The sequence below is a fragment of the Bradyrhizobium sp. Cp5.3 genome, from assembly GCF_000426265.1.
Classification (GTDB): domain Bacteria; phylum Pseudomonadota; class Alphaproteobacteria; order Rhizobiales; family Xanthobacteraceae; genus Bradyrhizobium; species Bradyrhizobium neotropicale.
In genome coordinates this window covers 1-21,998 of record NZ_AUFA01000062.1, presented here as the reverse complement: position 1 = coordinate 21,998, position 21,998 = coordinate 1, and the positions used below count along the sequence as shown (strand labels likewise).

At 60.0% G+C, this 21,998-nt stretch carries 19 protein-coding genes and 3 pseudogenes; 14 read left to right on the top strand and 8 right to left on the bottom strand.

The genetic code is table 11. The features are described 5' to 3' along the window. Positions 1-71 precede the first annotated feature (71 nt). Positions 72-239, bottom strand: coding sequence for a cold-shock protein (locus K289_RS49570; protein ID WP_245284112.1), 168 nt, complete (start codon positions 237-239; stop codon positions 72-74). A gap of 791 nt (positions 240-1,030) precedes the next feature. Between K289_RS49570 and K289_RS0137630 the strand changes: the two genes are divergently transcribed. The 3 genes from K289_RS0137630 to K289_RS46640 all read left to right on the top strand — a co-directional run bounded on the left by K289_RS0137630 (position 1,031) and on the right by K289_RS46640 (position 2,401). Further along, positions 1,031-1,378 carry a hypothetical protein gene (locus K289_RS0137630; protein WP_027556114.1) on the top strand — a complete coding sequence of 116 codons (348 nt, stop codon included), beginning with the start codon at positions 1,031-1,033 and terminating at the stop codon, positions 1,376-1,378. A gap of 50 nt (positions 1,379-1,428) precedes the next feature. Continuing rightward, positions 1,429-1,872, top strand: a complete 444-nt coding sequence (locus K289_RS0137625) for a DUF1842 domain-containing protein (RefSeq protein ID WP_027556113.1) — start codon at positions 1,429-1,431, stop codon at positions 1,870-1,872. A gap of 340 nt (positions 1,873-2,212) precedes the next feature. Next, positions 2,213-2,401: a WGR domain-containing protein gene (locus tag K289_RS46640; protein WP_084788891.1), complete on the top strand. Its 189-nt coding sequence runs from the start codon at positions 2,213-2,215 to the stop codon at positions 2,399-2,401. Between the two features lie 580 nt (positions 2,402-2,981). Here the strand turns inward: K289_RS46640 and K289_RS0137610 are convergent. The 3 genes from K289_RS0137610 to K289_RS0137600 all read right to left on the bottom strand — a co-directional run bounded on the left by K289_RS0137610 (position 2,982) and on the right by K289_RS0137600 (position 7,700). Further along, entirely contained in the window at positions 2,982-4,214 is a 1,233-nt protein-coding gene (locus tag K289_RS0137610; RefSeq protein ID WP_027556112.1) for a cytochrome P450, read from the bottom strand. Between the two features lie 115 nt (positions 4,215-4,329). Continuing rightward, positions 4,330-6,168 carry a di-heme-cytochrome C peroxidase gene (locus K289_RS0137605; protein WP_245284111.1) on the bottom strand — a complete coding sequence of 613 codons (1,839 nt, stop codon included), beginning with the start codon at positions 6,166-6,168 and terminating at the stop codon, positions 4,330-4,332. Between the two features lie 1,064 nt (positions 6,169-7,232). Further along, positions 7,233-7,700: a hypothetical protein gene (locus tag K289_RS0137600; protein WP_027556110.1), complete on the bottom strand. Its 468-nt coding sequence runs from the start codon at positions 7,698-7,700 to the stop codon at positions 7,233-7,235. Positions 7,701-8,178: 478 nt separating this feature from the next. Here K289_RS0137600 and K289_RS52925 point away from each other — a divergent pair, with 478 nt between their 5' ends. The 3 genes and pseudogenes from K289_RS52925 to K289_RS51075 form a co-directional block, all read left to right on the top strand. Further along, entirely contained in the window at positions 8,179-8,301 is a 123-nt protein-coding gene (locus tag K289_RS52925) for a hypothetical protein (protein WP_256380040.1), read from the top strand. Between the two features lie 832 nt (positions 8,302-9,133). Then, positions 9,134-9,522: pseudogene (locus tag K289_RS46635) on the top strand (helix-turn-helix domain-containing protein); the annotation flags it as partial. Then, positions 9,516-9,922, top strand: a pseudogene (locus tag K289_RS51075) (helix-turn-helix domain-containing protein); the annotation flags it as partial. The pseudogenes K289_RS46635 and K289_RS51075, both read left to right, overlap by 7 nt. Here the strand turns inward: K289_RS51075 and K289_RS46630 are convergent. After that, positions 9,881-11,116, bottom strand: a complete 1,236-nt coding sequence (locus K289_RS46630) for a GntP family permease (protein WP_245284110.1) — start codon at positions 11,114-11,116, stop codon at positions 9,881-9,883. The pseudogene K289_RS51075 and the gene K289_RS46630 overlap by 42 nt on opposite strands. Before the next feature lie 635 nt (positions 11,117-11,751). On the opposite strand from K289_RS46630, the gene K289_RS0137565 reads away from it, so the two are divergent. Continuing rightward, positions 11,752-12,591 (top strand): IS5 family transposase, encoded by an 840-nt coding sequence (locus tag K289_RS0137565; RefSeq protein ID WP_027556108.1) that lies wholly within the window; start codon positions 11,752-11,754, stop codon positions 12,589-12,591. Between the two features lie 184 nt (positions 12,592-12,775). On the opposite strand, the gene K289_RS0137560 is transcribed toward K289_RS0137565, so the two are convergent. The 3 genes from K289_RS0137560 to K289_RS0137550 all read right to left on the bottom strand — a co-directional run bounded on the left by K289_RS0137560 (position 12,776) and on the right by K289_RS0137550 (position 14,025). Further along, on the bottom strand, positions 12,776-13,192 hold the full coding sequence (locus tag K289_RS0137560; RefSeq protein ID WP_156918399.1) for a hypothetical protein: 417 nt from the start codon (positions 13,190-13,192) through the stop codon (positions 12,776-12,778). Between the two features lie 72 nt (positions 13,193-13,264). After that, the gene (locus K289_RS0137555; protein WP_027556106.1) at positions 13,265-13,582 is read right to left on the bottom strand and encodes a hypothetical protein; all 318 of its coding nucleotides are present in this window, start codon (positions 13,580-13,582) and stop codon (positions 13,265-13,267) included. Then, complete coding sequence (locus tag K289_RS0137550) at positions 13,567-14,025, bottom strand: terminase gpA endonuclease subunit (protein ID WP_027556105.1); 459 nt, start codon at positions 14,023-14,025, stop codon at positions 13,567-13,569. The genes K289_RS0137555 and K289_RS0137550 overlap by 16 nt, the downstream gene beginning before the upstream one ends. A 331-nt stretch (positions 14,026-14,356) precedes the next feature. Between K289_RS0137550 and tssA the strand changes: the two genes are divergently transcribed. The 7 genes and pseudogenes from tssA to K289_RS46620 all read left to right on the top strand — a co-directional run. Further along, positions 14,357-15,949: a type VI secretion system protein TssA gene (gene tssA, locus K289_RS0137545; RefSeq protein ID WP_027556104.1), complete on the top strand. Its 1,593-nt coding sequence runs from the start codon at positions 14,357-14,359 to the stop codon at positions 15,947-15,949. 32 nt (positions 15,950-15,981) lie between these two features. Beyond that, a complete protein-coding gene (tssB, locus tag K289_RS0137540) occupies positions 15,982-16,473 on the top strand; it encodes a type VI secretion system contractile sheath small subunit (protein ID WP_027556103.1) in 492 nt (163 codons plus the stop codon). Positions 16,474-16,508: 35 nt separating this feature from the next. Continuing rightward, entirely contained in the window at positions 16,509-17,993 is a 1,485-nt protein-coding gene (gene tssC / locus K289_RS0137535; RefSeq protein ID WP_027556102.1) for a type VI secretion system contractile sheath large subunit, read from the top strand. 12 nt (positions 17,994-18,005) lie between these two features. Next, positions 18,006-18,419 carry a type VI secretion system baseplate subunit TssE gene (gene tssE / locus K289_RS0137530; protein WP_084788890.1) on the top strand — a complete coding sequence of 138 codons (414 nt, stop codon included), beginning with the start codon at positions 18,006-18,008 and terminating at the stop codon, positions 18,417-18,419. Beyond that, positions 18,409-20,157: a type VI secretion system baseplate subunit TssF gene (gene tssF, locus K289_RS0137525; RefSeq protein ID WP_027556100.1), complete on the top strand. Its 1,749-nt coding sequence runs from the start codon at positions 18,409-18,411 to the stop codon at positions 20,155-20,157. Before tssE ends, tssF begins: the two co-directional genes overlap by 11 nt. Beyond that, positions 20,121-21,107, top strand: coding sequence for a type VI secretion system baseplate subunit TssG (gene tssG, locus K289_RS46625; protein ID WP_051311239.1), 987 nt, complete (start codon positions 20,121-20,123; stop codon positions 21,105-21,107). The genes tssF and tssG overlap by 37 nt, the downstream gene beginning before the upstream one ends. Before the next feature lie 635 nt (positions 21,108-21,742). Then, a pseudogene (locus K289_RS46620) lies at positions 21,743-21,998 on the top strand (IS256 family transposase); the annotation flags it as partial.

Below are 21,998 nucleotides of genomic sequence, written 5' to 3'. Positions count from 1 at the left end.
TGCTCTCCTTTGTGGAATCAGCACCCCGAGCCTACCGGCTCAAGGTGGGCAACGCCGACCTCTTCAGAAATTCAACAGAACCCGGGACATCCCCGGTTTTCAGCGCTGCTCTTGCCACGCTTGGGGTCGACTTTGACTTCGTAAGAAATCTTTTGGCCTTCGGCAAAACCAGAGGGTCCAGCGCGTTCTACGGCGCTAATGTGGACAAAAATGTTGTTTCCGCGGTCGTCTGGAGCGATAAATCCGTACCCCTTTTGATCATTGAACTACCTCACAGTGCCTGTTGCCATACGATCACTTTCTTTGCCGCCGCGCCTAGTCCGAGCGCGGGTGGGTAATGGTGCCGAGAAACAGAGCAACCGGCGTGCCGTACCGAAAATGCTGATCCCACAGTGATGGTGAGCATCGGGGCGACGTCAATGGACGCAAAGCTGACAACCGTGTGCGACTGCTAACATTCTCAGGCTAGCTCAATCAGTTTGGATTACTCGAAGGCATCACACGGCGGGATCGGTAAACGTCCGGTTCGCCTCACTGGGCTCCCATCACCGGCCGCACCGGATCAGATCGGTACGTCTTCGAGACCAGCACAGAACGCCGAGTTCTCGATGAATGACATCGAATGTGAATCGGCGATTGCCGCGAGGTTCTGCGACGGCATGATGCGAGCGCCGTGTGCTGCAGCTGAAAGTGCTCGACCCGATTAGCTCGCATATAACCGGGTTGTCTTAGACTGGTCGCGCAGAAGGTTGACGCTGGTGTCGTCGTATTCATCCGTGTCAGGTCGATGCCACAATATCGCAACTCGACGCTAAGCCGCGGGGCTCGCACCAGCGAGGCGCACCATTCTATCGCCATTAAGCGCAACTTTTCAGGTGGCACACTCATTGCTAGTTAGGTCCCAGATCCCTGGCGGGGAGAACGCGTTTGCGGCCGCTGGCGGACACCAGCCCAGCGCCGCACTGGTCATCAGGCGTGCGGGGGTGCTGCGCAGCGTCGCCAAGCGTCGTCAGCTCAGCAGGAGGAGATCATGGGTTTCTATCAGACGGAGCCGTTTAACACGGCAAAAGCCAGCTTCATCCACGGACCCGACGGATTCGGGCTATTTCTGGTCGAGGTTGAGGGTGATGCGCCGAACTTCACGACAGGAATTACCCTAGTGCGCGATCTGCATTGGGTCGGCGGCTTGAAGATCGACGTGATGGGCTGGACGGGACCGCTCGGTGAAGGGTTCACGCCCTTCGCGGTCAAGGGCAGCTTCCCCGGCCATTACGTGCCGCAAATCGTCGTGTCCGGTAGCAATGGCACGCGCCTGATTCCGGTGAAGGCGATCCCGGCGGAAGAATCTGACGACTACGTGCGGCAGTTGGCCGGATGACCACAGCAGATCACCCGATCAGATACTCTTAACTAGGAAAGGATAGCTCTATGCCCGATACGACAACCAAAGACCACGTCGGATTGTTTCACGCCTGCTATCAGATTGGCGAAAGCCGCCCCGGAGGCATAATCTTCAAGCTGGATCTGGTCGTCGACACGCCGAACAGGCGGATCCAAGGCTTCGGCAGCATCACCCAAGCTGTTAATCCGCCGCTCGATGTCGCCACCTCCCTGCAAGGCAATTACAGCCAGCTGCCGACGCTCCCGCCGGCGCCGGCACTACTTCTAGTACTCCTTACTGGCTACCCGCCGATCCACTGGCCGACGCATGGCGGGCTTGGACCGGCGATTCTGCCCAACGTCGATCTGCGCATGACCCTGGTCCCGAACTGGCAATCGGGAATCGCCTCCTACCGCTATCGCAGCGGCCACGGCGATTGGCAGGAGATCGCGGCCGCGCCGGTCAAGCTGGTGTCTCCAGCCATCGCATGAACGGATCTCGGCCGGGCCGGCAAGGCCCCTATCGAGACCGTGCCGATCGACTGAAGTCACGGTTCTAGCCACAAGACATTTCGAAACGGAAGCCGACCGGAGCTATCGCAGGCGCTCTTCGACGCAGCCAAGGGATTTCAATGATCTTTCGGGTGCTATGAGCCCGCGGAACGATAAGCTCTCTGGTCCCCTGTCGCAAAGGTTTCGGGCCGTGGAGCCCTCCACATCATAGCCACACGCTGAAGACGCCCGCCTGGTGGACTGAGATGAATCGTTTGGGCTCTGATCGATTTCATAAAACTCATTGGACCTCGCTTCCACAGAAAGCGAGAATCCATGCATGCCGAACCTCAAGCTAGGGCCACTTTGCCTCGCTGCATCGCTGATCTGCAACTGGGGCCGGATCGGCACGACCGGCCAGACGATGGTGCAGACTTTCGATGCCAGCGCGAAAGCGGGCGAAGCATTCGTACGGCTGGAGCGCGCCAAGCGCAGGCGCGGATACACCTCTGTGGAGGAAAAAGTCTGAGGTCTCGTCAGTTTCCCGGGGCCCGGATGGGGATGAAGGTGTGGAGGGCAAAGCGGCGCCGGATAGGTTATCTCATCTTCTCGTGCGCGACTCACCGCGCATCGCACCTTGCGACTGCGGCTCAGCTTGAGCGAACAACCCGAAATGGCGATCGTGGCCGTCACGCACGCGCTTGCAGCGCAAATCTTCTATCTGGGAGCGCATATGCATTTGGTCGGTATTCAGCCCATCAGAACCGACCGTGCCGGTGATGTAGAGCCCGACCGTCTGCGCCGACGGCGGCAAGTCGTCCAGGGCCTGCCGTCAGCTTAGCACTCGTTCTGGTGGCGCTTTGCCGGTCCGGAGTTCTGCTTCATCTTCGCTCCTGGTGGCGACGATGAGCCAAAAATCTCCCAAACCTTCAATGTGTCTCAAAAACCCCGCGGCGAAGAGGTCGGTTTGATTTACATGGCAGATGATCTGCCCCTTATCAATTGTGCCGGGACTCAGTGTCACATTAACCGAAAAAGCGGCAATCGCCTCGCCGCCGGATATTGCAGACCATTCCTCAGTCGCGGCTCGTTACTGAGAAGTACGCCCTTTAGGCCGGCGTGTCGTAGGTGATGAGATAGCGCTCCGGAAACGGCCCTCCGGCGAAGTCAATGTCCGCGGCCGGACGCACGCCCGAAATTTGCAGGATGCGGCGAACGATTTCCGGAACCTGGATGCGGCTGATCTGGTCGCCGAGGCAGGTGTGCATCCCGTAGCCGAGATGCATGTAGACCGACTCCGGCCGGTCGATGGCGAAACCGGAGGGCGCCGGCAGTTGAAAGCCGTCGCGCATCGCCGACCGGGTCGAGACCAGAACGGTGCTGCCGGCCTTGATTGTCGCCGCGCGCAGCGAGCCCTTGGCGATCCGGTAGTTGGTCCGGCAGTGGCGCACCACGAACGGATTGATCGGGTTGAAGCGCAGTGCTTCCCAGCAATAGCGATACATCAGATGATCGTCGTTGCTGTTGGCGACGTCGATCGCCTCCTTCAGGATCTTCGGACGTTTGAAGAGCTGGTCGAGCAGCTGCACGATGGATGCCGACGTGGTCTCGATGCCACCGACCAGCGTGCCCATCATGTTGGTGATGATGCGCTCGTCGCCGAATCCGATCGAATCGTCAAAATGGCTTTTCAGCAGGCGGCTGAGGACGTCGTCGAGCGGCGTACCATTCTTCAACTGCTCGCGCCGTTGCGGGAGCAATTGTGTCAGGTAGGCGCGCATCTCCTGTCCGGCGTCGATATTGTCCTGGTGCACCTTCGGATCTTTTTCCAGGTTGTGGAACATATCGTACTGCGTGGCGCGCGACCAGCGGAACATCGACGCCAGGTCGGGGCCGGAAAAGCCGAAATATTCTCCGGTCAGCTGGATCGGCACCAGGCGCGACAGCGTGCTGACCACCTCGATCTGGTTCTGGGTGTAGAGCTGTTTTTCGACGGACGCGTTGGCGAGGCCGCGCACTTTCTGGCGAATGACCGGCAGGTCTTCCATGCGCATGAAGGCGCGCATGATGCCCTTGTCGCGCTGGTTGATCTCGGTGCAGTCGCGGCCGAGCATGTAGGGGCCGACCGAGGGGTCCATCATCGGTCCATAGGTGACGTTGAAGATGTCGGGCCGGCTGAGCGCTTCCTGCACGTCGGGGAAGCGGGTGATGAACACCGGACCTGCGGCCCCCAATGCCAAATTGGGCCTGACGTGCCGGATGATCGCGAACAGCGCATCCGGATGTTTGGCGATCATCCACTTCAGGAACTTCGCCGCCAGACCCTTCTTCTGCTCCGCCATGGCCGCCCCTAACTCGAGAAAGGTTTCGCCTGGATCGATCGGTCCGCACACTCCGTCCACCCCTCGGGAGGGATGGTCTTCGTGACTGTCCTGGTCGAAGCTGACCTCATCAATTTCAGATCGACTTGAGGAATTCGATGATTGCGTTGCGCTCATCGGCAGACAGCGCAGGGCCGATGACGCCCTCACGTCTGTCGTTGGAGAATTCGTGCCCGGTGTTGCGATTGGCGGACTTCGACGTATCGAGAATGAAGTAGCCGTCGCGGTCGTAGGTCTTGCCTTTGGGATCGACGGTCCGCGTCACGATACCGAGGCGCACCGGATCGAAGCTGGGATCGCCAAGCAAGAAGGCTTTCGGGCGCTCCGCGACCGGGCTGAGCAGGTCGTAGATCGTCGGCACCGAGCCGTTGTGCAGGAAGGGGGCGGTCGCCCATACGCCGTTCAGCGGACGCGCCTTGTAGCCGAAACCTGCCGCGAGGCAATTCGGCCGATCGCCTTCGACATCCGCGCGGTTCGTCCCGGTCGATCGCATCCATTCGTTGATGCCGAGCTGGACCGTGGCGCCGAGCGCAAGCGCGAAGAGTTGCATCGCGTTGTCCGAAACGTGGATCGTATCCAGCGTCTTGTCGGCCTTCAGTTGACAGACATCGATGTCGACGCCGAGTCCGGGGCTGGTCTGGCCCGCGCGGGCCAGTTCGCGGCCGGCGGTGTCCACGGTGCGGTTGCGCAGTATGCTGCCCTGGGCCGGATCGGTGCCGATATGGCTCTGCTCGAAGATCTCGACGTAGAGCACTGATTCCGCCGTCTGCTTCTCCTGCCCATCCCGGCCGCGCCAGCGGATAGGCCCGAAGTGCTCCCAGAACTTCGCGTCCGGCGCCTTGCCGCGTTCGATGTCCGGCGTCAGCGCGGGAAGATGACAGCCGCTGCAATGCTTGTCGTAGAGCTGGGCTCCGGCGGCGGCCTTGGCCTTGTCGATCGCAGGAAAGCCGTCGGGCCAGGTCGGCGCCTTCAGGCCGGTGAAGGCCTTTTTCACCAGCGGCTGGTCCTTTCCGGCGAGTTGTTGTTCGATCCAGTGCAGATTGTCGAAGGGGATGCTGCTCGCGAAGCGTCCCTCGTTCGGCGGGGCGGTGAAGTTGACCTCCGCAGAAACCCCCATCGCCTCGCCGGCATTGCGCACCAGCGGCTGCATGATCGACGCGTCGTACTGCACCCAATTGAACCATGACGAGGTCCAGATGTGCGGGTAGGTGACGGGGGCGTTGATGTTGACATAGTTGCTGTAGCGTCCGGTGTCGAGCGCGAACACCTGGTTGCCGATGCGATTGAGCGCATCGAGCCGGGAAAATCCTTCCGTGACGTCGATCCCGGCGGGCAGATCGATCAGCGCACTGAGTATTCCTTCGAGCTCCTTCGACAGCTGGACGCGTGTCAAATCGTTGTACTCGGTTCCCAGAACGGCCTTCGCGAACCGGCGGAAGCGGCCGTCGAAGAAGGGCAGCTTTGCCGACAAGGCGGTCTGTGCGAGCGCTGCGCGAAGCGCAAAGGTCAATTGACCGAGATCGGTCACGGCGGGCCCGCCGTCGATGATATAGCGCTTGTCCTTGAAGACCAGTTGGCCGGTATGGCACGCGGCACAGGTCAATCCGACGGCAGTGTCCTTGCGCGGAAGTCCCTTGATCGACTGAAACGGCGAATATGCAAAGCCGATCGGCAAACCGTATTCATTGTTCTTGCTCTTGGCGGACCCGATGAATCCGAACCGCAACAAATAGCGGTCGTCGGCAAACCGTTCGCGTTTGAAGAAGGGAACCGCGAAGGGCGAGTTCAGCGGCGCTTCCAGGGCGAGAAACCATGGCAGCGGAATCGGCAAGGTGTGCGTGCCCTGGGCTTCGTGATGGAATCGATCGGCGTCATTGGCGTTCCAGCCCTGATCGAGCGCGACCTGCTCGCTCACGGAAAACGGCTCAGGTAAACTAGGCGGCTCCAGAGCTTCTACTATAGCGCCGACCTGGGGGCTGGTCAGGACCGCGATCACGGCGACGACGGCGATGATCCCCAGAAGAACAAAAAAACGTCGCCGCCAAAGGCGGCAAATTGCGTTGACAACTGTCGACATGGCTTCCCCGGTGTCAGCGAACGGGCGTTCAAAAGAGAGCGGTACAAACAGCAATCCGACAACTACATGAACTTGTAGGCTTACCTCGCTTGTTGACGTCCTTGAGACGTAATCACTATTCTTGCTGCGGCCCAAACGGGAGTGGGCGAATTCAAAAGCAACAGCGTTCGGCGAGCTGTTTTTCGATTCGCCATTCCATTTTTGCGATCGAATTTGGAATGTAACGTTGGGTCCGCTCTGTGCGACTGGTGAACGATAGTTCTTGAGATGCGGATCCGCCTCCGTGCTGCGATGGTGCTCGGGCCGAAGCGGGCACGGCGCTTAGTCACCTCATGCTCGGCGAGGCCGCCCTCCGGATAGCTATGGGGAGCTCAAGGGGATGACAACTCGGCCTTAATGTCATTGTGAGCGCGGGCCTTCATCGTGGCAAATACGGCAATTTCTCCACCAACGACCACGTCTTGAGTTCGGTAAAATTGAGGTCGGCTTGATAACAGCGTGGACCATGCTGATAGCAGGTCATAGCGCTGGAGCATTTGTTCACGATCAGACCTCCGATCCGAACTGGTCAGAACGCGGAGAATAAACTGGACTGGTTTCCGCGGCATTGGCATAACAAACACGCTCTCCCGTTGCCTCACTGGTTGTATTGCTGGCTGCTCAACGGCTCTAACGGTAAACGCTCTGGTGAGCGGCGTCAGGACCGAATGCGCCGACCCATGGGATCGCGGAATAGGAGGCGCCGACCCAGCGACGTCGATCTTCGTGCAAAAGCTCGGAAACCCGAGTCTTAAACCAGACATAGCTGAAGACCTCAGAACTCTCGCCCGACCACAGATCCTAACCAGCCGCTGCTACGCTACAGATCCAGGTACAGTTGAGGGCGAGCTAAGCATCTGACTCTATCGTTTGCCTGGTTGGGTTGATGCACCGTTCCACTTTCCGGCGTCTTCGCCAATGTCCCCGCGGTTCTCACGCTTACGGATGAAGGCCTCATATCCGTCGGGGTTAACCTTCTTCAGGCGGTCTAGCGCGCGCTCAGCCTCAAGGTCGGCGGCTTTGCTATGACGCTGTTTGATTTCGTTTACTTTTGCTTCCATCTCTGTGAGCTGCCCCATTGCTGTTGTTACTTTCTCGGATGCTGTCTTGAGCGTTGCGCCTGGTCGCGTCTCTTCGATGCCTTCGAGCATCGCCCCAAGCTCTTTAACGGCATTGGAAAGAATGACCAACTGTTCAGCTAAGCCAATCTGCGCGCTTACTTCATTATCAACTTCCCGGTGAAAGTCCGGTGCGATGTCCTGCACCACCGACCCGCTGAGGGGGGCGAAAAATGGAAAGCTCAACCAGGAGAACCAATTAGGGTTTGACATTGCTGCACGTCCGGGCCGCGCTAGGTTCGTTCGCCCGATTGGGAGTGATATCCTTGCGCCTCTGCCATGGAGATGTTGACGTTCTTCCTCTGTCATTCGAGCACTTGGCGTGCCGATCGGCCTGAGACCACGCAAAAACCGGTGGAGAGCTTTAGGTGCGCTCTCTTTCAGCCAACTTCCGGAGCATACGCATGTCAACACGTCCGTCCGCAGGAGTATCAATGTAATCAATTTGTATGTCAGACATTTCGAGAAACTCTGCTTTAGACAGGGCATCTCTCGCGCTCGACCTTTGAACGGAGAAATACTTTCGGACGTACTCCGTTCGATGACACGTGATAGTGTAGGTCACGAGCCGCCTCCGTTGAAGGATCGTGCTCCTATTTTGATCCAGCGACAACTCAGTGTATCAGCTTCGCGTGCAGCCTGAGCATCGGCTCGTCTCCGTAATACAACAGCTCTACGCTGTAGCTCCAGCATGCGACATTCCGACGGTCCTGACACCTACCAGGAATGGTGGATCTTCAGATATCACCGCGATCTGCGCCTGCCGAGCTTGCGCGCGCCGCCGAAATTCGCGATCAAGGAGCCTGCGTCGTGACAAAGGAGGCCCCATTCAAACTGATCCCACTCCGCCGCCGAGCATGATCACGACGGTCAACGCGCCGACCGAAGGAACCATGCCGACCATGAAAATATCGAAATAGCTGTCGTGATGGGTCATGCCTGTCGCGTACTGGAGGTCAGGTCGCTTGTCCGACGTTGGCCTCATCTTTTCCCAATGTTGAGCTGCGGCACGGCATCGGCGCTGCCTCACCGATCAACTTCCACCTCCTCGTCTCGTCAGATGATCCCGAGCATGTCGAGCAAATCCGAAGATTTCTCCGCACGCTGACCTACACTGCCTACGGTCAGCCGTTCCGCGTTCGCCGTCGGTGCCGACCAGTTCAAGGTCACCCCCAACGAGCTCCGCATCCGAATGGAAAATGCGCTCTTGGGTGCAAGTTAATGTCCTGATCGCGGTAGCGGCGGGCAGCAATGACGGCACACATCCGGGCTCCGAAGCGATCCATCGCTCGCCATTCTTCGCAAAGAGATCGAGCGCAGGGCGCACATCATCTTCTCCTCGAACCCCAAGCAGCGGGCTTTCTGGCTTAGACAGGGCGCACCCTGCCGGTCGCAAAGCTCGTCTCGGACCGGAACGGCACGAAGTCCTGCTTGCACGGCAGCGACGCCCAGAGTCCGGATCGCGTCGGCGTGGTCGAAAAGGACCGATATTGCTGGACAGCCGCGCGATCGGCAAAAGAGATCGTCCACTTCCGTGGACCTGTCTTGGCGTAGATCACTTCCGTGTATCGACCGAACGACAAGGCAACTCTGGGCTCGGCCTAGTACCCACTTTCTTGGATCGTGAGTCGTGATTCAAGATACGGATGATCCCCGAAGCAAGAGAAGTCCACCTTTCGCGGAAAGATCGCAAGGTGCTTGAGGCGTGTTGTCGCTCGCCGGTGACGTTGCAGCGCGATTTGAAGCGGGCGCGGATAGTTCTGTTGGCGGCGGACGGGCGCAGCACCCGCTCGATCGCCAAAGAAGTCGGAGTCCAGCCGCGGATTGTCAGCCTTTGGCGGCACCGCTATGCCGATCACGGCCTTGAAGGGCTGCAGGACAAGCCGCGGCCCGGCAAGCAGCCGATCTATACGAAGGCCACCGACAAGCGGTTCTGAAGCTGCTGGATAAGCCGGCCCCGCAAGGGTTTGCGCGCTGGACCGGCCCTCTGCTGGCCGAGGCGCTGGGCGATGTTGACGTTCAATATGTCTGGCGGAGGCCGTGGCCGATTTGACCCTGGAGAACCGACTGCTCAAAAAAGCATGAACGGGCACTTTCGGGGAATGCCCTTGCATTCACCTGTCGGGTAAGAGATAGGGAGGACGAGGCATGAGATACCCTGCGTCCGAGAAGGCCGAGATCATCCGGCTCGTTGAGCAATCCGCCTGCCGGCCAAGCGCACGCTGGACAAGCTCGGCATCCCGCGAGCAACGTTTTATCGCTGGTATGACCGCTATTGCGAGGGTGGCGTCGAGGCGCTGGCTGACCATCGGTCCCGACCAGACCGGGTCTGGAACCGCATCCCCGACGACGTCCGCGACCAGATCATTGATCTGGCGCTGGAACTGCCAGAGCTATCGCCGCGAGAGCTGGCCGTGCGGTTCACCGACGGCCAACGCGACGACCGACGGAACGATGCCGACCATGAAAATGTCGAAGTAGCGGTCGTAATGGGTCATGCCGCAAATCGAGAGCAGGCTGACCACGGCGCCGTTATGCGGCAAGATGTCGAGCGTGCCTGAGCCGATCACCGCGACACGATGCATCAGAGCGGGGTCGATGCCAGTTTGCGCCGCGATCTCGGCATAAGTCTGGCCGAGTGCGTCGAGCGCAATGGTGAGGCCGCCCGACGCCGAGCCGGTCAGCGCCGCCAGGACATTCGTTGCAACCGCGAGAGAAACAAGGGGGCCGCCCTCGATTGCCAGCACCCAGTCGCGCACGGCTGCGAATGCAGGCAGCGCTGCAATAACAGCGCCGAAGCCGACGAGACTTGCAACGCTCAGCGCCGGCAGTACGGACGCATTCGCGCCGGCATCCATGGTCTGCCGAAGCGCCGGCAGCCGAGGCCAGTTGAGAGCGATGACAGTTAAGATGGCAGCGATCAACGCGATCGCACCCGACCAGACGCCGGCGACGGCTGAAATCGACGTGCCGCCCCAACGCTCCTCGGCGAGATAGGAGAAATCAAGCCTCGGGAACACGCCAAGCGACATCAGAAGATTGACGGCGACGACGACGACCAGCGGCAGGATGGCGTTCAGTGCAGGCGGTGGCGTCTTGCTGCGGCATCCATGCCGGATCTCGGCAGGATCGAACTCGCGGGCAGTGGTCGCACGTTCACGCAACAGCTCATCATCCGGCGTGCGCTCGGTTGCCGGTGCCTCCTCGCCATAACCTTCGCCGGCGGCGCGGGCAACGACCGCCGCGAGGTAGACGATCCGAGCATATGTTTGCGTGATGTGAGCTGCCGTAAGCAGGTAATCTTGCGTTCTAGCCTCGGCTATGTCTGCAAGCCGACGATCGGAAGGGAGCGTAAGGCGAGAGCTAATATTGAACTGAGGGTACGTCCCTCGGATTCGCGGGTGCATTTCAGCCGCAACTTCTACATCGAACGATGCAACGTACCGGCCGCCCCAAATTTCGATGATCTCCTTCAGAGGATACGCTCGCCTCAGCTTTCTCTTGGTTGTTATTTGCGCGTCAAGCCATTGATAGGCAATCCTGACGCAGTCGTCATGTTCGTGCAGAACGTTTGCGTATGGATACTTGAGGCGCTTTTTGGCGTCCGAAATTTCTGCGGCGGTGAGCATCGTTGAAAGCTCCTCCCGACATCTTCGCGACGATCGCTAAACGTCGTACCAAGATTAGCCGCCACGATCGTCCGGAGTACTATCAAGTTTGGTAGTTGGGCCTGAGGGGCGCCACCAAGGAGTTCGCCCGCCTGGAAGCGATGACCAGCCAAGACTGATAGGTGCCTGCACGATTTCTCGGCGATACTTTCCGACGACTGGCGACACCCGGCGACGTAAGCGGGCAGCGAGCGAACGGAGCAATCAATGGCCGTTCGTCCTTGTAACCTACGATCTCCGACAGCGGGGCCGTAACTACTCAGCCGTTCACGAGTATCTGCGGACGTTCACACACTGCAAGCAGATGGAGTCTGTCTGGTTGCTCGAAACGACAGTCAGCACGGAAACGATACGCGAGGGAGTTCGGGCCAGAGCCGACCCAAACGATGTTGTTTTTGTCATTCAACTAACGCCTCTGGTCATCGTTGACCTACGGTCGTGCCGATTGGCTCAACAATCTGAACAGGCACTGGTAGCGTGGACGCAGCAGTAGCCGCCATGATGGAGGCTCACTAAGTGTCCGACCGAAAAATAAGTTGAGTGATATCAGCGAGTTCTGATTCCATCGGTGTTGCGAAGCATCAAAGGGATCGAGAATGTGGACTGATATCACCCGGGCACAGTTTGCCCGAGAGGAGCTGCGTTTGCCAAGCGACTTGACGGATGCGGAATGGGGCGTGCTGGAGAGGTTGCTTCCTGTGCGGGCCAAGCGCGGGCGGCGCCCGAAATGGAGCTATCGTGACATCGTCGAGGCGGTGCTCTATCTGCTGCGCGGCGGGTTGCCGTGGCGCATGCTGCCGCCCACTCTGTTTCCACCAATGACCACGGTGCAGTACTATTTCTACCAGTGGCGCGACAACGGATTGTGGCAATCGATCAACCACGCACTGATGCTGGCGCGCGAGGCGATCGGCCGGGAGGCCTCGCCGACGGCCGGCGTGATCGACAGCCAATCGGTCAAGACCACGGAAAGTGGCGGCCCTCGCGGCTACGACGCGGGAAAGAAGATCAAGGGTCGAAAGCGCCACATCGTCACCGACACCCAAGGGCTCCTGGTCGGAGCGATCGTTCACGCTGCCGACGTCCAGGATCGCGACGGCGCGCCAGATGTCCTGTGCAGCATTCGCTACCGCTTCCCCTGGCTGCGCCATATCTTCGCCGATGGCGGCTATGCCGGCGAAAAGCTCAAGGCGGTGCTGGAAAAGATCGGCCGGTGGACTGTCGAGATCATCAAGCGCTCCGATGCCGCACAGGGCTTCGAGGTGCTTCCGCGCCGCTGGGCGGTCGAACGAACCTTCGCCTGGCTCGGCCGCAACCGCAGATTGGCCAAGGACTTCGAGCGAACCATCGAAAGCGCAACTGCCTGGCTCTTCCTCGCCTCTGTCCAACTCATGACAAGGCGCATCGCAGCGATAAAAACAGCAATGCAATTTTGAGTCAGGCTCTAACAATCATCGCGACGACGACCGGTTCCGTCTTTAGCGTATGTCCGCAACAGGTAGAGTGCGGCCGACGTGGAATGTTGGGTGATTGTCAAGTCTTCCGATGCCCGTACCCAAACGTGACCTAAACCGGCCCCAGCTCGCGAGCCGCCCTGCGTCAGCTGGGGTAACTCGGTGGTTATCTCGCCGCATCGTCGACGGAATCGCGCACGGTGTCACAGGTCTCGGTCACTGTGACGAACTTCCCATCAGACAGGCTGACCATGCAGGCCACATCCGGGGTGAAAGGTTTGTTCGGGTGATCACTCTCGCGCGCTGCGCGCAGGCTGGTGATCTGCATTGCGTTGATGAGAATTTCGCGCCCGTCCGCACTGTGAAGCACGATCAACCGAACTGACGCCGCGTTGGCAAGCCAGATCGCGAACAGGATGATAAACGCGACGAACCCGGCGATGGCGAGCGCCTTCCATCCGTTGCGATTCGGAAGGTACATCACGAACTCAAACTCGGTGATCACCACACTGCCGTCGCCGCCCCTGCCGCCAGCGGGCATTGCCTCCGGATATACTGGAAGTCGCGCCGCTGCCACCGTCACCAAAGAAGCCGGGCGCATCTCCACCCGAGCATGGCGTGCCGGGACCCCCACCGCCAAAGAACGAAGGTGCACTTATGCCGGAAGCGCCAGCGCCACTGGTTGCGTTGGTGCCAGTTCCAGCGCCAGAAGCGCCACCATGCCGCGCGTGTTAAAATCACCATTGCTGGCTTCTGCACCGCCTTGGCCGCCATATCCAGTAGCAGGATTGACCGCACCGCCGCCACCGCCATTAGCCGTCACAAACGCGCCGAACCAACGCGCCGCAAGGACAGCCATCATGGCCGACATCTTGCGCGCGTCCTTATCGAGCCGCGCCAGATCGAGGCCGAACTTGGCCGCCTTGCCGGCGTGATTGACCTCGATCTTAGACATGATCAGCGGCACGCGCATCGTCCCGCTCGATCCTTGCTCGGGCGGACGCGCCGGGGGAATCGCCGGCAGAACTCGTAAACGCGATTGAGCGGCAGCGTGTCGGTCTTGCTGGGCCGGAAGCCGGAGTCGACGAAGGTCAAATGGATCAGCATGCCGTCGATCGGCGTCGACATCAGTTCGGCGAGCAGATCCCAGACAACGGTCGCGGCCGTATCGCCGCGCAGATAACCCCAGTCGATCAGCCATGACGTGGCGCGCGCACTCCATCCCCGGATCACGTAGGGGATCGATTGCTTCTGCAAGTCGGCCGCGATGAAGAGCCGGAGGGCGCTATCGGGGATTTCGCCGCGCCGATAGGTCGAGCGCCGCGACTTCTCCTTGATCTCGGCCCGCTCAGGCACTTCGCCGCCGTCGGGTGAAACACGGTCTCCAAAACCTGCATTGATCGCTTGTTGCACCATCGCGTCGTCGCCGATGGGAGAGCTCGATAGTCGGTCTGGAGGAGCACTGGGATATCGAGATCACCGGTTCTTCTGATTATGACTGTCGGATTTGCGACATGCCGTCGGAGACACGCCGCGTCCGGCTGAGAACAATAACCTTTACAAATCAAGCGCTGCCAATTGGCACGAGCATTGAAAGTGAGGTGGCTCCAGCAACGCCTGCTCAAGGAGTCCCGGTGGTGGCTTACAAGAGTGTCGCTTGTCAGCTTATCTTCTGCGGTGGATACGACGTTGACTTCGCCCCTGCCGCAATCCGCCGCAATCTGCGTTCACGCACGGTTTTGTCACGGTGATCAACTATTGTATCTCGGGTCGAGACGACATCGATCCGCGTACGCTGCACGGTGTGGTGCCTGTGCCGGGTCCCGCGCCTGCCGGCATAAATGTCCGTGACGCAGCTGAATTCGAGCAGCTCGAGGCCGAGGTGCGGCGCATGGATGCCGACGGACCAGCTGCCGTTGACTGGAGCAAAGTCAGTACGCTGTCACTTCATATCCTGTCGAACGATTCGAAGGACATTCTGGTTGCCTGCTGGGCAACCTATGGTCTGTTTCGAACCGAAGGATACCAGGGCCTTGCCATCGGCTTAGGCGTTTTGCGAGGCATGGTGCACGCGCATTGGGAGGGGCTCTTTCCGCCGATCAAGCGGGAACGGGCGCGGGTCGGAGCAATCGATTGGCTCGTTGGTCGCGTTGGACCTGAGGTGGCAGAGAATGCGCCAATCGAAACCGAGTATCCAGCAGTGCTCGCTGCTTATGAGGCGCTTGATGATCTCGATCGGCAATTGCACGAGAAGCTGGTCAATGAGCAAGCTGCTTTGGGCGAGTTATCGAGGGCGCTGCAACCGTACCACGAAGAAGCCAAGCGCGCAATCGCCGCGGCTGCGGAACGTGCGGTTGAGGCGACCCAAGCCGCCGAGCAGGTCGGGGGCGCACTGGCGAAATCTACTTCGCTGGTTGAGGTTGCTCAACCGGCAGCACCGGCTAATTCCGATGGCGACTGGGCCGGCTCTATCGAACGCTTGCCTGATACGTTGCGACAGGCGGCGGCTGCCCGGCGCATCGCCTCGCCCGCAGACCCGAAGGTCTATCTGCTCAATCGCGTTGGCTCATGGCTGCGCTTTGATGCGTTGCCGCCTGATACGGACGGGCGCACATTGATATCTCCGCCCGACGATCACATCCTTGCATTGGAAGCAAGGGTCGGGGCCAGTCAGCACGCCGATATCGTGAACTTAGCCGAAGAGATCGTCTGGACGGCACCGTTCTGGCTCGACGCTCACCGGCATGCCGCTAGGGCGCTGGAGAAAATGGGGCCGCTCTTTGAGCCGGCGGCCGCGGCGGTGCGCGCGGGCTTAGCTCTGCTGGTTGCACGCTATCCGGGTATATTGGCGTTTCAATTCAACGACGGCCGACCATTCGCGGATGAGGAAACGCGTAGCTGGGCCACGGCGGGCGCCGCGGACGTGTCGACGGGCCGTGATCTTGTCGATGAAGCGCTTGCCGGAGCACACAGGTTGATTGGCGACGGGCAGCCGCAGGCCGCACTCGAGAAGTTGTCGCGAGCGCTGGACGGGGCGAGCGGAGAACGAGCCCGGTTTTTGGGCCATCTTGTGCAAGCACGCTTCTGCATCGAATCCGGCCTCGTCACAGCCGCCATCCCGCTGCTGGAGCACATGGAAGAGGTGATCGCCAAGCGCAATCTCGAAAGCTGGGAGCCTTCGCTTGCGCTCGACGCCGCCGAATTGCGCTTTCGCGCGATGACCCACTCCGACTCGCGGCGCATGATTGACGAGTCGGGTCGTCGCCGCGCGCTCGAGCAAATCCGAACCCGGGTCGCAGCCATCGATATCGCACGGGCGAACCAGCTTGATCGTAGCTGATTAGTCAGGAATAAGCTTTAGCGGGAACTTATATGACACGGGAAAGCTCGGTCGCTCCGAAGGAACGCATCAACATTCGCTTCAAGCCGGCAACCGGAAACCTCAAGGAGGATGTCGAGCTGCCGCTCAAATTGTTGGTTTTGGGCGATTTCACCGGTCAGGCCGATGACCGCCCGATTGAGGCGCGCGAGCTCGTCAATATCGACAAGGACAATCTTAGCGAGGTTGTCAAAAGCCTGGAGCTTGCCCTTCATATCTCCGCGGAGAATAAGCTCGACGACCAGCCCGAGGCCGGCAAGCTGCCGGTGTCGCTGACGTTTGAGAGCCTGAAGGACTTCGAGCCGGAACGTGTCGCACAGCAAATCCCCGAACTGCGCGCCTTGATCGAATTGCGCGCGGCCCTGATCGCCCTGAAAAGTCCGCTTGGCAACGTGCCCAGTTTCCGCAAAGCCATTCAGAATCTGCTCGAAGACCACGGCGCGCGGCCGCGGCTCTTGAGCGAGCTCACCGGCAAGAGCGAGTGAGCGGATCAACCAGTTGTTTTAAGGGAGAGGGCGCTATGACCGACACAAGTGCGCAGGAGCCAGCTAAAGTCGGTACCTCAGCCACTGACCTTCCGCTGCTGGATCAGGTCCTCGTCGAAACCAGGATCACCCCGCGCGACGAAGGGTACGACCTCGCCCGGCTGGGCGTCGCGGCTTTCCTCGCCGAGCTCGTCAAACCCGGCCGTGCCGACGAGCAGGTCAACAACGCGCTCGTCGATCAGATGATCGCTGAGATCGATCGTAAAATCTCGGCTCAGCTCGACCAAGTGCTGCACGCGGACGAGTTCCAAAGGCTCGAGTCGGCCTGGCGCGCCCTTAAGTTCATGGTCGACCGCACCGATTTCCGTCAGAACATCAAGATCGAAATCCTCAGCGTCAGCAAGAACGAACTGCTCACCGACTTCGAGGACAGCCCGGAGCTCGTCAAGTCCGGCCTGTACAAGCATGTCTACACCGCAGAGTACGGCCAGTTTGGCGGGCAGCCCGTCGCGGCCATGATATCGGCCTACGAATTTGGCAGTGGCATCCAGGATGTTAAGCTGATGCGGTACATGAGCGCGGTGGCTGCCATGTCGCATGCACCAGTCATTGCCGCCGCTGCGCCGGACATGTTTGGCGTCGACCGTCATGAGGAGATCGCAGGTTTGAAGGATCTGCAATCGGTGTTCGAGGGACCAAAATACGCCAAGTGGACATCGTTCCGGGAAAGTGAGGATGCTCGCTATTTTGGCTTGACGCTACCGCGCTTTCTGCTGCGCTTGCCCTATGGGCCCGAGACGGTTCCGGTGAAGGCTTTCAATTACCAGGAGGCGTCCGACAGCGAAACCGACAACTACCTTTGGGGTAACGCTGCCTTTGCCTTCGCGACGCGGCTAACCGAGAGCTTCGCCAAATATCGCTGGTGCCCGAACATCATCGGTCCCCAGTCGGGCGGAGCGGTCGAGGACCTCAATCTGCATACCTATGAGGCGATGGGACAATTGCAGAGTAAGGTGCCGACGGAGGTTCTCATCTCGGACCGGCGCGAGTTCGAACTTGCTGAGCAGGGCTTCATCGCACTGACAATGCGCAAGGGCTCTGACAATGCCGCTTTCTTCTCGGCAAACTCGGTGCAGAAGCCGAAATATTTCGGGAATAGCCAGGAAGGCAAGGCCGCCGAGCTCAACTACAAGCTCGGTAGTCAGCTGCCCTATATGTTCATCATCAATCGTTTCGCGCACTACATCAAAGTGCTACAGCGCGAGAACATCGGCTCGTGGAAGAGCAGGGAGGAGCTGCAAGGCGAGCTGAACAAGTGGATTCGCCAGTATGTTGCCGATCAGGAGAATCCGTCGGCGGATGTGCGCTCGAGGCGTCCTTTGCGTAAGGCGGAGATCAGCGTCGAGGACGTCGAAGGTGAACCGGGCTGGTATCGCGTCGGCATTGCCGTCGTTCCACACTTGAAGTACATGGGCGCGGACTTTGCTTTGACGCTCAAGGGTAAGCTCGACAAGCAATAGAGATGGCAGGGGATGTTCGACCGTAGTCTTATGGAGCGCTTGGAGGACGGGACGGCAACCAATCAGCCCTCGTTCGACCGTTTCCGCGCAAGCGTCCTGGAAAACTTACGTCGGGTTCTGAATTCGCGCCAGGGCTGCTGCGAAACACGACCGGACTTCGGCATGCCCGACCTCAACGAGGCTGTCGGACAGGGGGCCGACGCGGTCCGTGCGCTCGCCCATTCGCTCAAGCAGCAGATCGAAACATTTGAGCCCCGCTTGAAGCATCTATCGATCCGCTTTCAGGCCGATCCCGACAATCCGCTGCAGCTGAGCTTCCACGTCAACGCGACGGTTGATTATAATGCTCAAATGCAGCCAATCTCCTTCGATGCGATCTGCGAGAAGCACGTTCGGGTAAGGAGCCGGAGCGGCGATGGCCCTTAATCCGTATTACGAGGATGAGCTGGCCTATTTGCGCGAGCTCGGCGCTGACTTTGCTTTGGCGAATCCGAAGCTCGCGCCCTTTCTCGGGCGGGATGCCACTGATCCCGATGTCGAGCGGTTGCTGGAAGGCTTCGCGTTCCTCGTCGCACGGTTGCGACAAAAGCTTGACAACGAATTTCCCGAATTTGTCCACGGCCTGTTGCGGATGGTATGGCCGCAATATCTTCAAGCTCTGCCGCCCATCACGACCCTGTCCTTTGCCTTGAAATCGTCGGCGAGCGCCGCGAGCCTGAACGTGCCGGCCGGGACCAGCGTCCGCTCGCGGCCGATCGAGGGAACGAACTGCACGTTCGTTACCTGCTACGCAATCGACGTGCTGCCCCTGGAGATCAATGACGTTCAGCTGGAGAACCAAACGAATTCGGCCCGGCTAATCCTGCGTATCAAAGCAACCGGCCAGCAGAACCTGTCATGTCTTAGAAATGGTCGGCTCCGCCTCTTCTTTTCGACCGAGCGGGAGCCGCAAGTGGGGCGCTGCCTTCTGGCATGGCTGTGCCGTCACGCCTCGCTGGGAACTGTTACCGTGGCGGATCGACAGGTGGCCGCAATCGGCTCAGCGCAGATCGCGCCAGTCGGCTTCAGCGATGACCAGGCGGTTTTGCCCTGGCCGCGCAACGCCTTCTCGGGATTCCGGATCATTCAGGAGTATCTCGGTTATCCGTCGAAATTTCTCTACGTCGAATTGTCTGGTCTCGAGCCGCTCGCAGCCCGCACGGAGACTGAGTGCAGGCTCAGCCTTGAGTTTAGGCGTCCGTTCCCCGCCCAGTTGCGCGTCGGCAAGGGCCAGATTTGCTTGAACTGCACGCCAGCAATCAACGTCTTCAGCCATGAAGCCTCGCCAATTCGGCTGAATCGGACCAAGACCGAATACCGCGTGCTTGCCTCGGGAGGGCCGAACTTCTCCGTCCAGTCCGTCGATCACGTGACCGGCTATGTGCAAGGCCGTCCCGAACGCATCGAGTTCGAGCCATTCGATCTGCTGCGCCACGACCTCCCCGGCGCCAAGCGTGACCGCGCCTACTTTCGCGAGCGTATCCGGCCGGCGGTGGTCGGCCGGGGCGTCGATCACTACGTGAGCTTCGTTGACCGGCTCGACATTGGCCAGCATCCGCCGGTCGACGTCGCATCCCTGCAATTGACCTGCTCCAACGGACCCATTGCCGACCAGTTACCTATCGGGAGCGTGAATCTGCCGACCTCTGATACGCCTCGCTCGGTGACCTTCTGCAACATCACGGCAGTGGTTCCGGAAGTGCCTCCACCGGTCAGTGATGGCTTGCTGCGGCGTCTGATGACCAATCTGGCGCGCAACTACGGAGCGATGGCTAACGTCGATGCGCTGCGGACCGTCCTTGCGACCTATGAGTTCCGTGCGGTCTACGACGTTCAGGCGCGACGCCGCCTGGAGTTGTTGCTTGAAGGTATCGACCAATTCGTGACCACGGACACCGATCACGTGGTGCGCGGCGCCCCGATCCGAATGCGAAATATCGAACTGGCCGTGATCGACAGCAAGATCGGTGGTGAGAGCGAACTGTTCCTGTTGGGATCGGTGCTCGATGCTTTCTTCGCGACGTTTGCCGGCATCAATATGCTACACCGGTTTTCGGTCCGCGGCACGGAAAGCAACGCACACTACCTATGGCCAGCGAGAAGTGGATCGATCACGCCGCTCTGACGGCCCCCGACGAACGCGATGAGCTTTCGGCTTTTGGGTTCTTTTCGCTCGCCGCGCTACTCGAGCGGCGCTTCAGCGGCGCTCCGCCAATCGGATCCACTGACGATCCCGCGCGTGAGGCGGTACGCTTTCGCGCGGCGCCGACGCTTGGCTTTCCTGCCGAAGAGATCGCGGAAATCAGACAGGTCAATGCGGTCGGCGAGCGAGTGGAGGTAGACGTCAATTTCCTCGGGCTGCACGGTCCCTCCACCCCGCTGCCGCCCTTCTACACCGAACGGGTCATGCACGCGGACGGCATGGGTTCGCTCGGCGATTTCTTCGATTTCTTCAATCACCGTCTGATCGGCCTGCTGCTGCCGATCTGGCGGTACTACCGCCACCATTTGCGGTTTGAGGAGGGCGCAACCGATGCGATCTCGGTGCTGATTGGTGCGCTCTTTGGACTCATGTCCGGGGAAGACACAGCCAGCGAACGGGAATGGCGGTCGCGGCTGCTGCCGCATGCCGGCGTCCTTGCCTTGTGCTGCCGGTCGGCTAAGCTTGTGGCCGGTGTGATTTCCTGCCATCTCAATATTTCGGCCCGGGCTGAAGAGTTCATCTTGCGCGAGATTGACATTCCACCGGAGGCGCAATGGCACCTTGGCCAGATGGGTCTTGAGCTTGGCGTTGACACCCTTGCAGGCACAACCATGCCGGACATCGTGGGCAAATTCCGGCTTTGCCTCGGCCCGCTCAACCAACAGCAGTTTCGGTCGCTGCTGCCCGGTTGCGAGATCCATGCCATACTTTGCAGTCTCATTAACATTATTCTGCGCGAGCCCTTGGCATGGGATCTCCAGCTAGAACTAGCGCTCGGGCAGACGCCGGAATGGACTCTGGGCGAAGGAGAGTTAGGTTGGACGACATGGATCGACCCGCCCGAGGGAACCGGAAGTCTCGTTCTATTCTGATCGTTTTCGCGTCATTCGCATATGGTGAAGATCACCCGCGGTGACCGGACAGGGGGCCGTTATGGCGCGTCATAGATCATGGGCCGGAGTCGCGGTCAACCCGATTAGACGTTGCATAGAGGGCTGGCTGCGCTCCAATGGTTTCCATGACCGGACGACTGCGCCACTGCAACGAACCGAGCCTGACTTCTTGCGACCGCGAGCACGCCGTAACCTGCGCCAAGTGTGTGGCAGGCATGGCTACCGGCATCTGTTGCGGAGCAGTTGGCGCTAAGGCCGCTCGGCACGCTATTTGCCGAGCTCGCTGGTCGATTTGGAGGAGCTGTAGGGTGCTAAACGTAGTGCTAGATGTTCCGCTTGTCGGCCAACAACATGGCTATGACGGCCAATTGAACATGCGACGAAACTATGCCGGAAATATACGACCGCATGGGAATTACAATTGTTGGTATGCTTGCGCTTGTATGCTGTCGTACTATTTTCGCCCGGGGCCGCGGCTGGGTCTGCCTTCCGTTTGGTGGGCCGACGTTGGCATCGGGGATGTCCCGGGTTCTGTTGAATTTCTGAAGAGGTCGGCGTTGCCCACCTTGAGCCGGTAGGCTCGGGGTGCTGATTCCACAAAGGAGAGCAACGCCATGACGAGAGATATCACACCGGCTGGTTCGCCGGCGACTGGGGCTGTGGACGAAGCGTTTGCAGAAGTGCGGGCGAGCTTTGATCGGTTCTGCCTTGCGGCGGGGATCGAGGCGCTCGGCACGATGATGGAGGCGGATGTCACGGCGGCCTGCGGGCCGCGCCACGGTCGCGATGCGGCGCGGCGGGCGCACCGTTGGGGCCGAACGCGGGGACGGATCGGCTTCCACGGCGGCAAGATCGAGGTCGAGCGCCCGC

Bases quoted from the DNA above. Each gene is read 5' to 3' on its own strand.
- tssF (WP_027556100.1), top strand. From the start codon at position 18,409: ATGGCCCTTAATCCGTATTACGAGGATGAGCTGGCCTATTTGCGCGAG.
- K289_RS0137555 (WP_027556106.1), bottom strand. From the start codon at position 13,582: ATGCGCGTGCCGCTGATCATGTCTAAGATCGAGGTCAATCACGCCGGC.
- K289_RS0137600 (WP_027556110.1), bottom strand. From the start codon at position 7,700: ATGTCAAACCCTAATTGGTTCTCCTGGTTGAGCTTTCCATTTTTCGCC.
- tssG (WP_051311239.1), top strand. From the start codon at position 20,121: ATGGCCAGCGAGAAGTGGATCGATCACGCCGCTCTGACGGCCCCCGAC.
- K289_RS0137565 (WP_027556108.1), top strand. From the start codon at position 11,752: ATGTGGACTGATATCACCCGGGCACAGTTTGCCCGAGAGGAGCTGCGT.
- K289_RS52925 (WP_256380040.1), top strand. From the start codon at position 8,179: ATGCGACATTCCGACGGTCCTGACACCTACCAGGAATGGTGGATCTTC.
- K289_RS0137625 (WP_027556113.1), top strand. From the start codon at position 1,429: ATGCCCGATACGACAACCAAAGACCACGTCGGATTGTTTCACGCCTGC.
- tssC (WP_027556102.1), top strand. From the start codon at position 16,509: ATGACCGACACAAGTGCGCAGGAGCCAGCTAAAGTCGGTACCTCAGCC.
- K289_RS0137550 (WP_027556105.1), bottom strand. From the start codon at position 14,025: ATGGTGCAACAAGCGATCAATGCAGGTTTTGGAGACCGTGTTTCACCC.
- tssB (WP_027556103.1), top strand. From the start codon at position 15,982: ATGACACGGGAAAGCTCGGTCGCTCCGAAGGAACGCATCAACATTCGC.
- K289_RS0137610 (WP_027556112.1), bottom strand. From the start codon at position 4,214: ATGGCGGAGCAGAAGAAGGGTCTGGCGGCGAAGTTCCTGAAGTGGATG.
- tssE (WP_084788890.1), top strand. From the start codon at position 18,006: ATGTTCGACCGTAGTCTTATGGAGCGCTTGGAGGACGGGACGGCAACC.
- K289_RS46640 (WP_084788891.1), top strand. From the start codon at position 2,213: ATGCCGAACCTCAAGCTAGGGCCACTTTGCCTCGCTGCATCGCTGATC.
- K289_RS46630 (WP_245284110.1), bottom strand. From the start codon at position 11,116: ATGCTCACCGCCGCAGAAATTTCGGACGCCAAAAAGCGCCTCAAGTAT.
- K289_RS0137630 (WP_027556114.1), top strand. From the start codon at position 1,031: ATGGGTTTCTATCAGACGGAGCCGTTTAACACGGCAAAAGCCAGCTTC.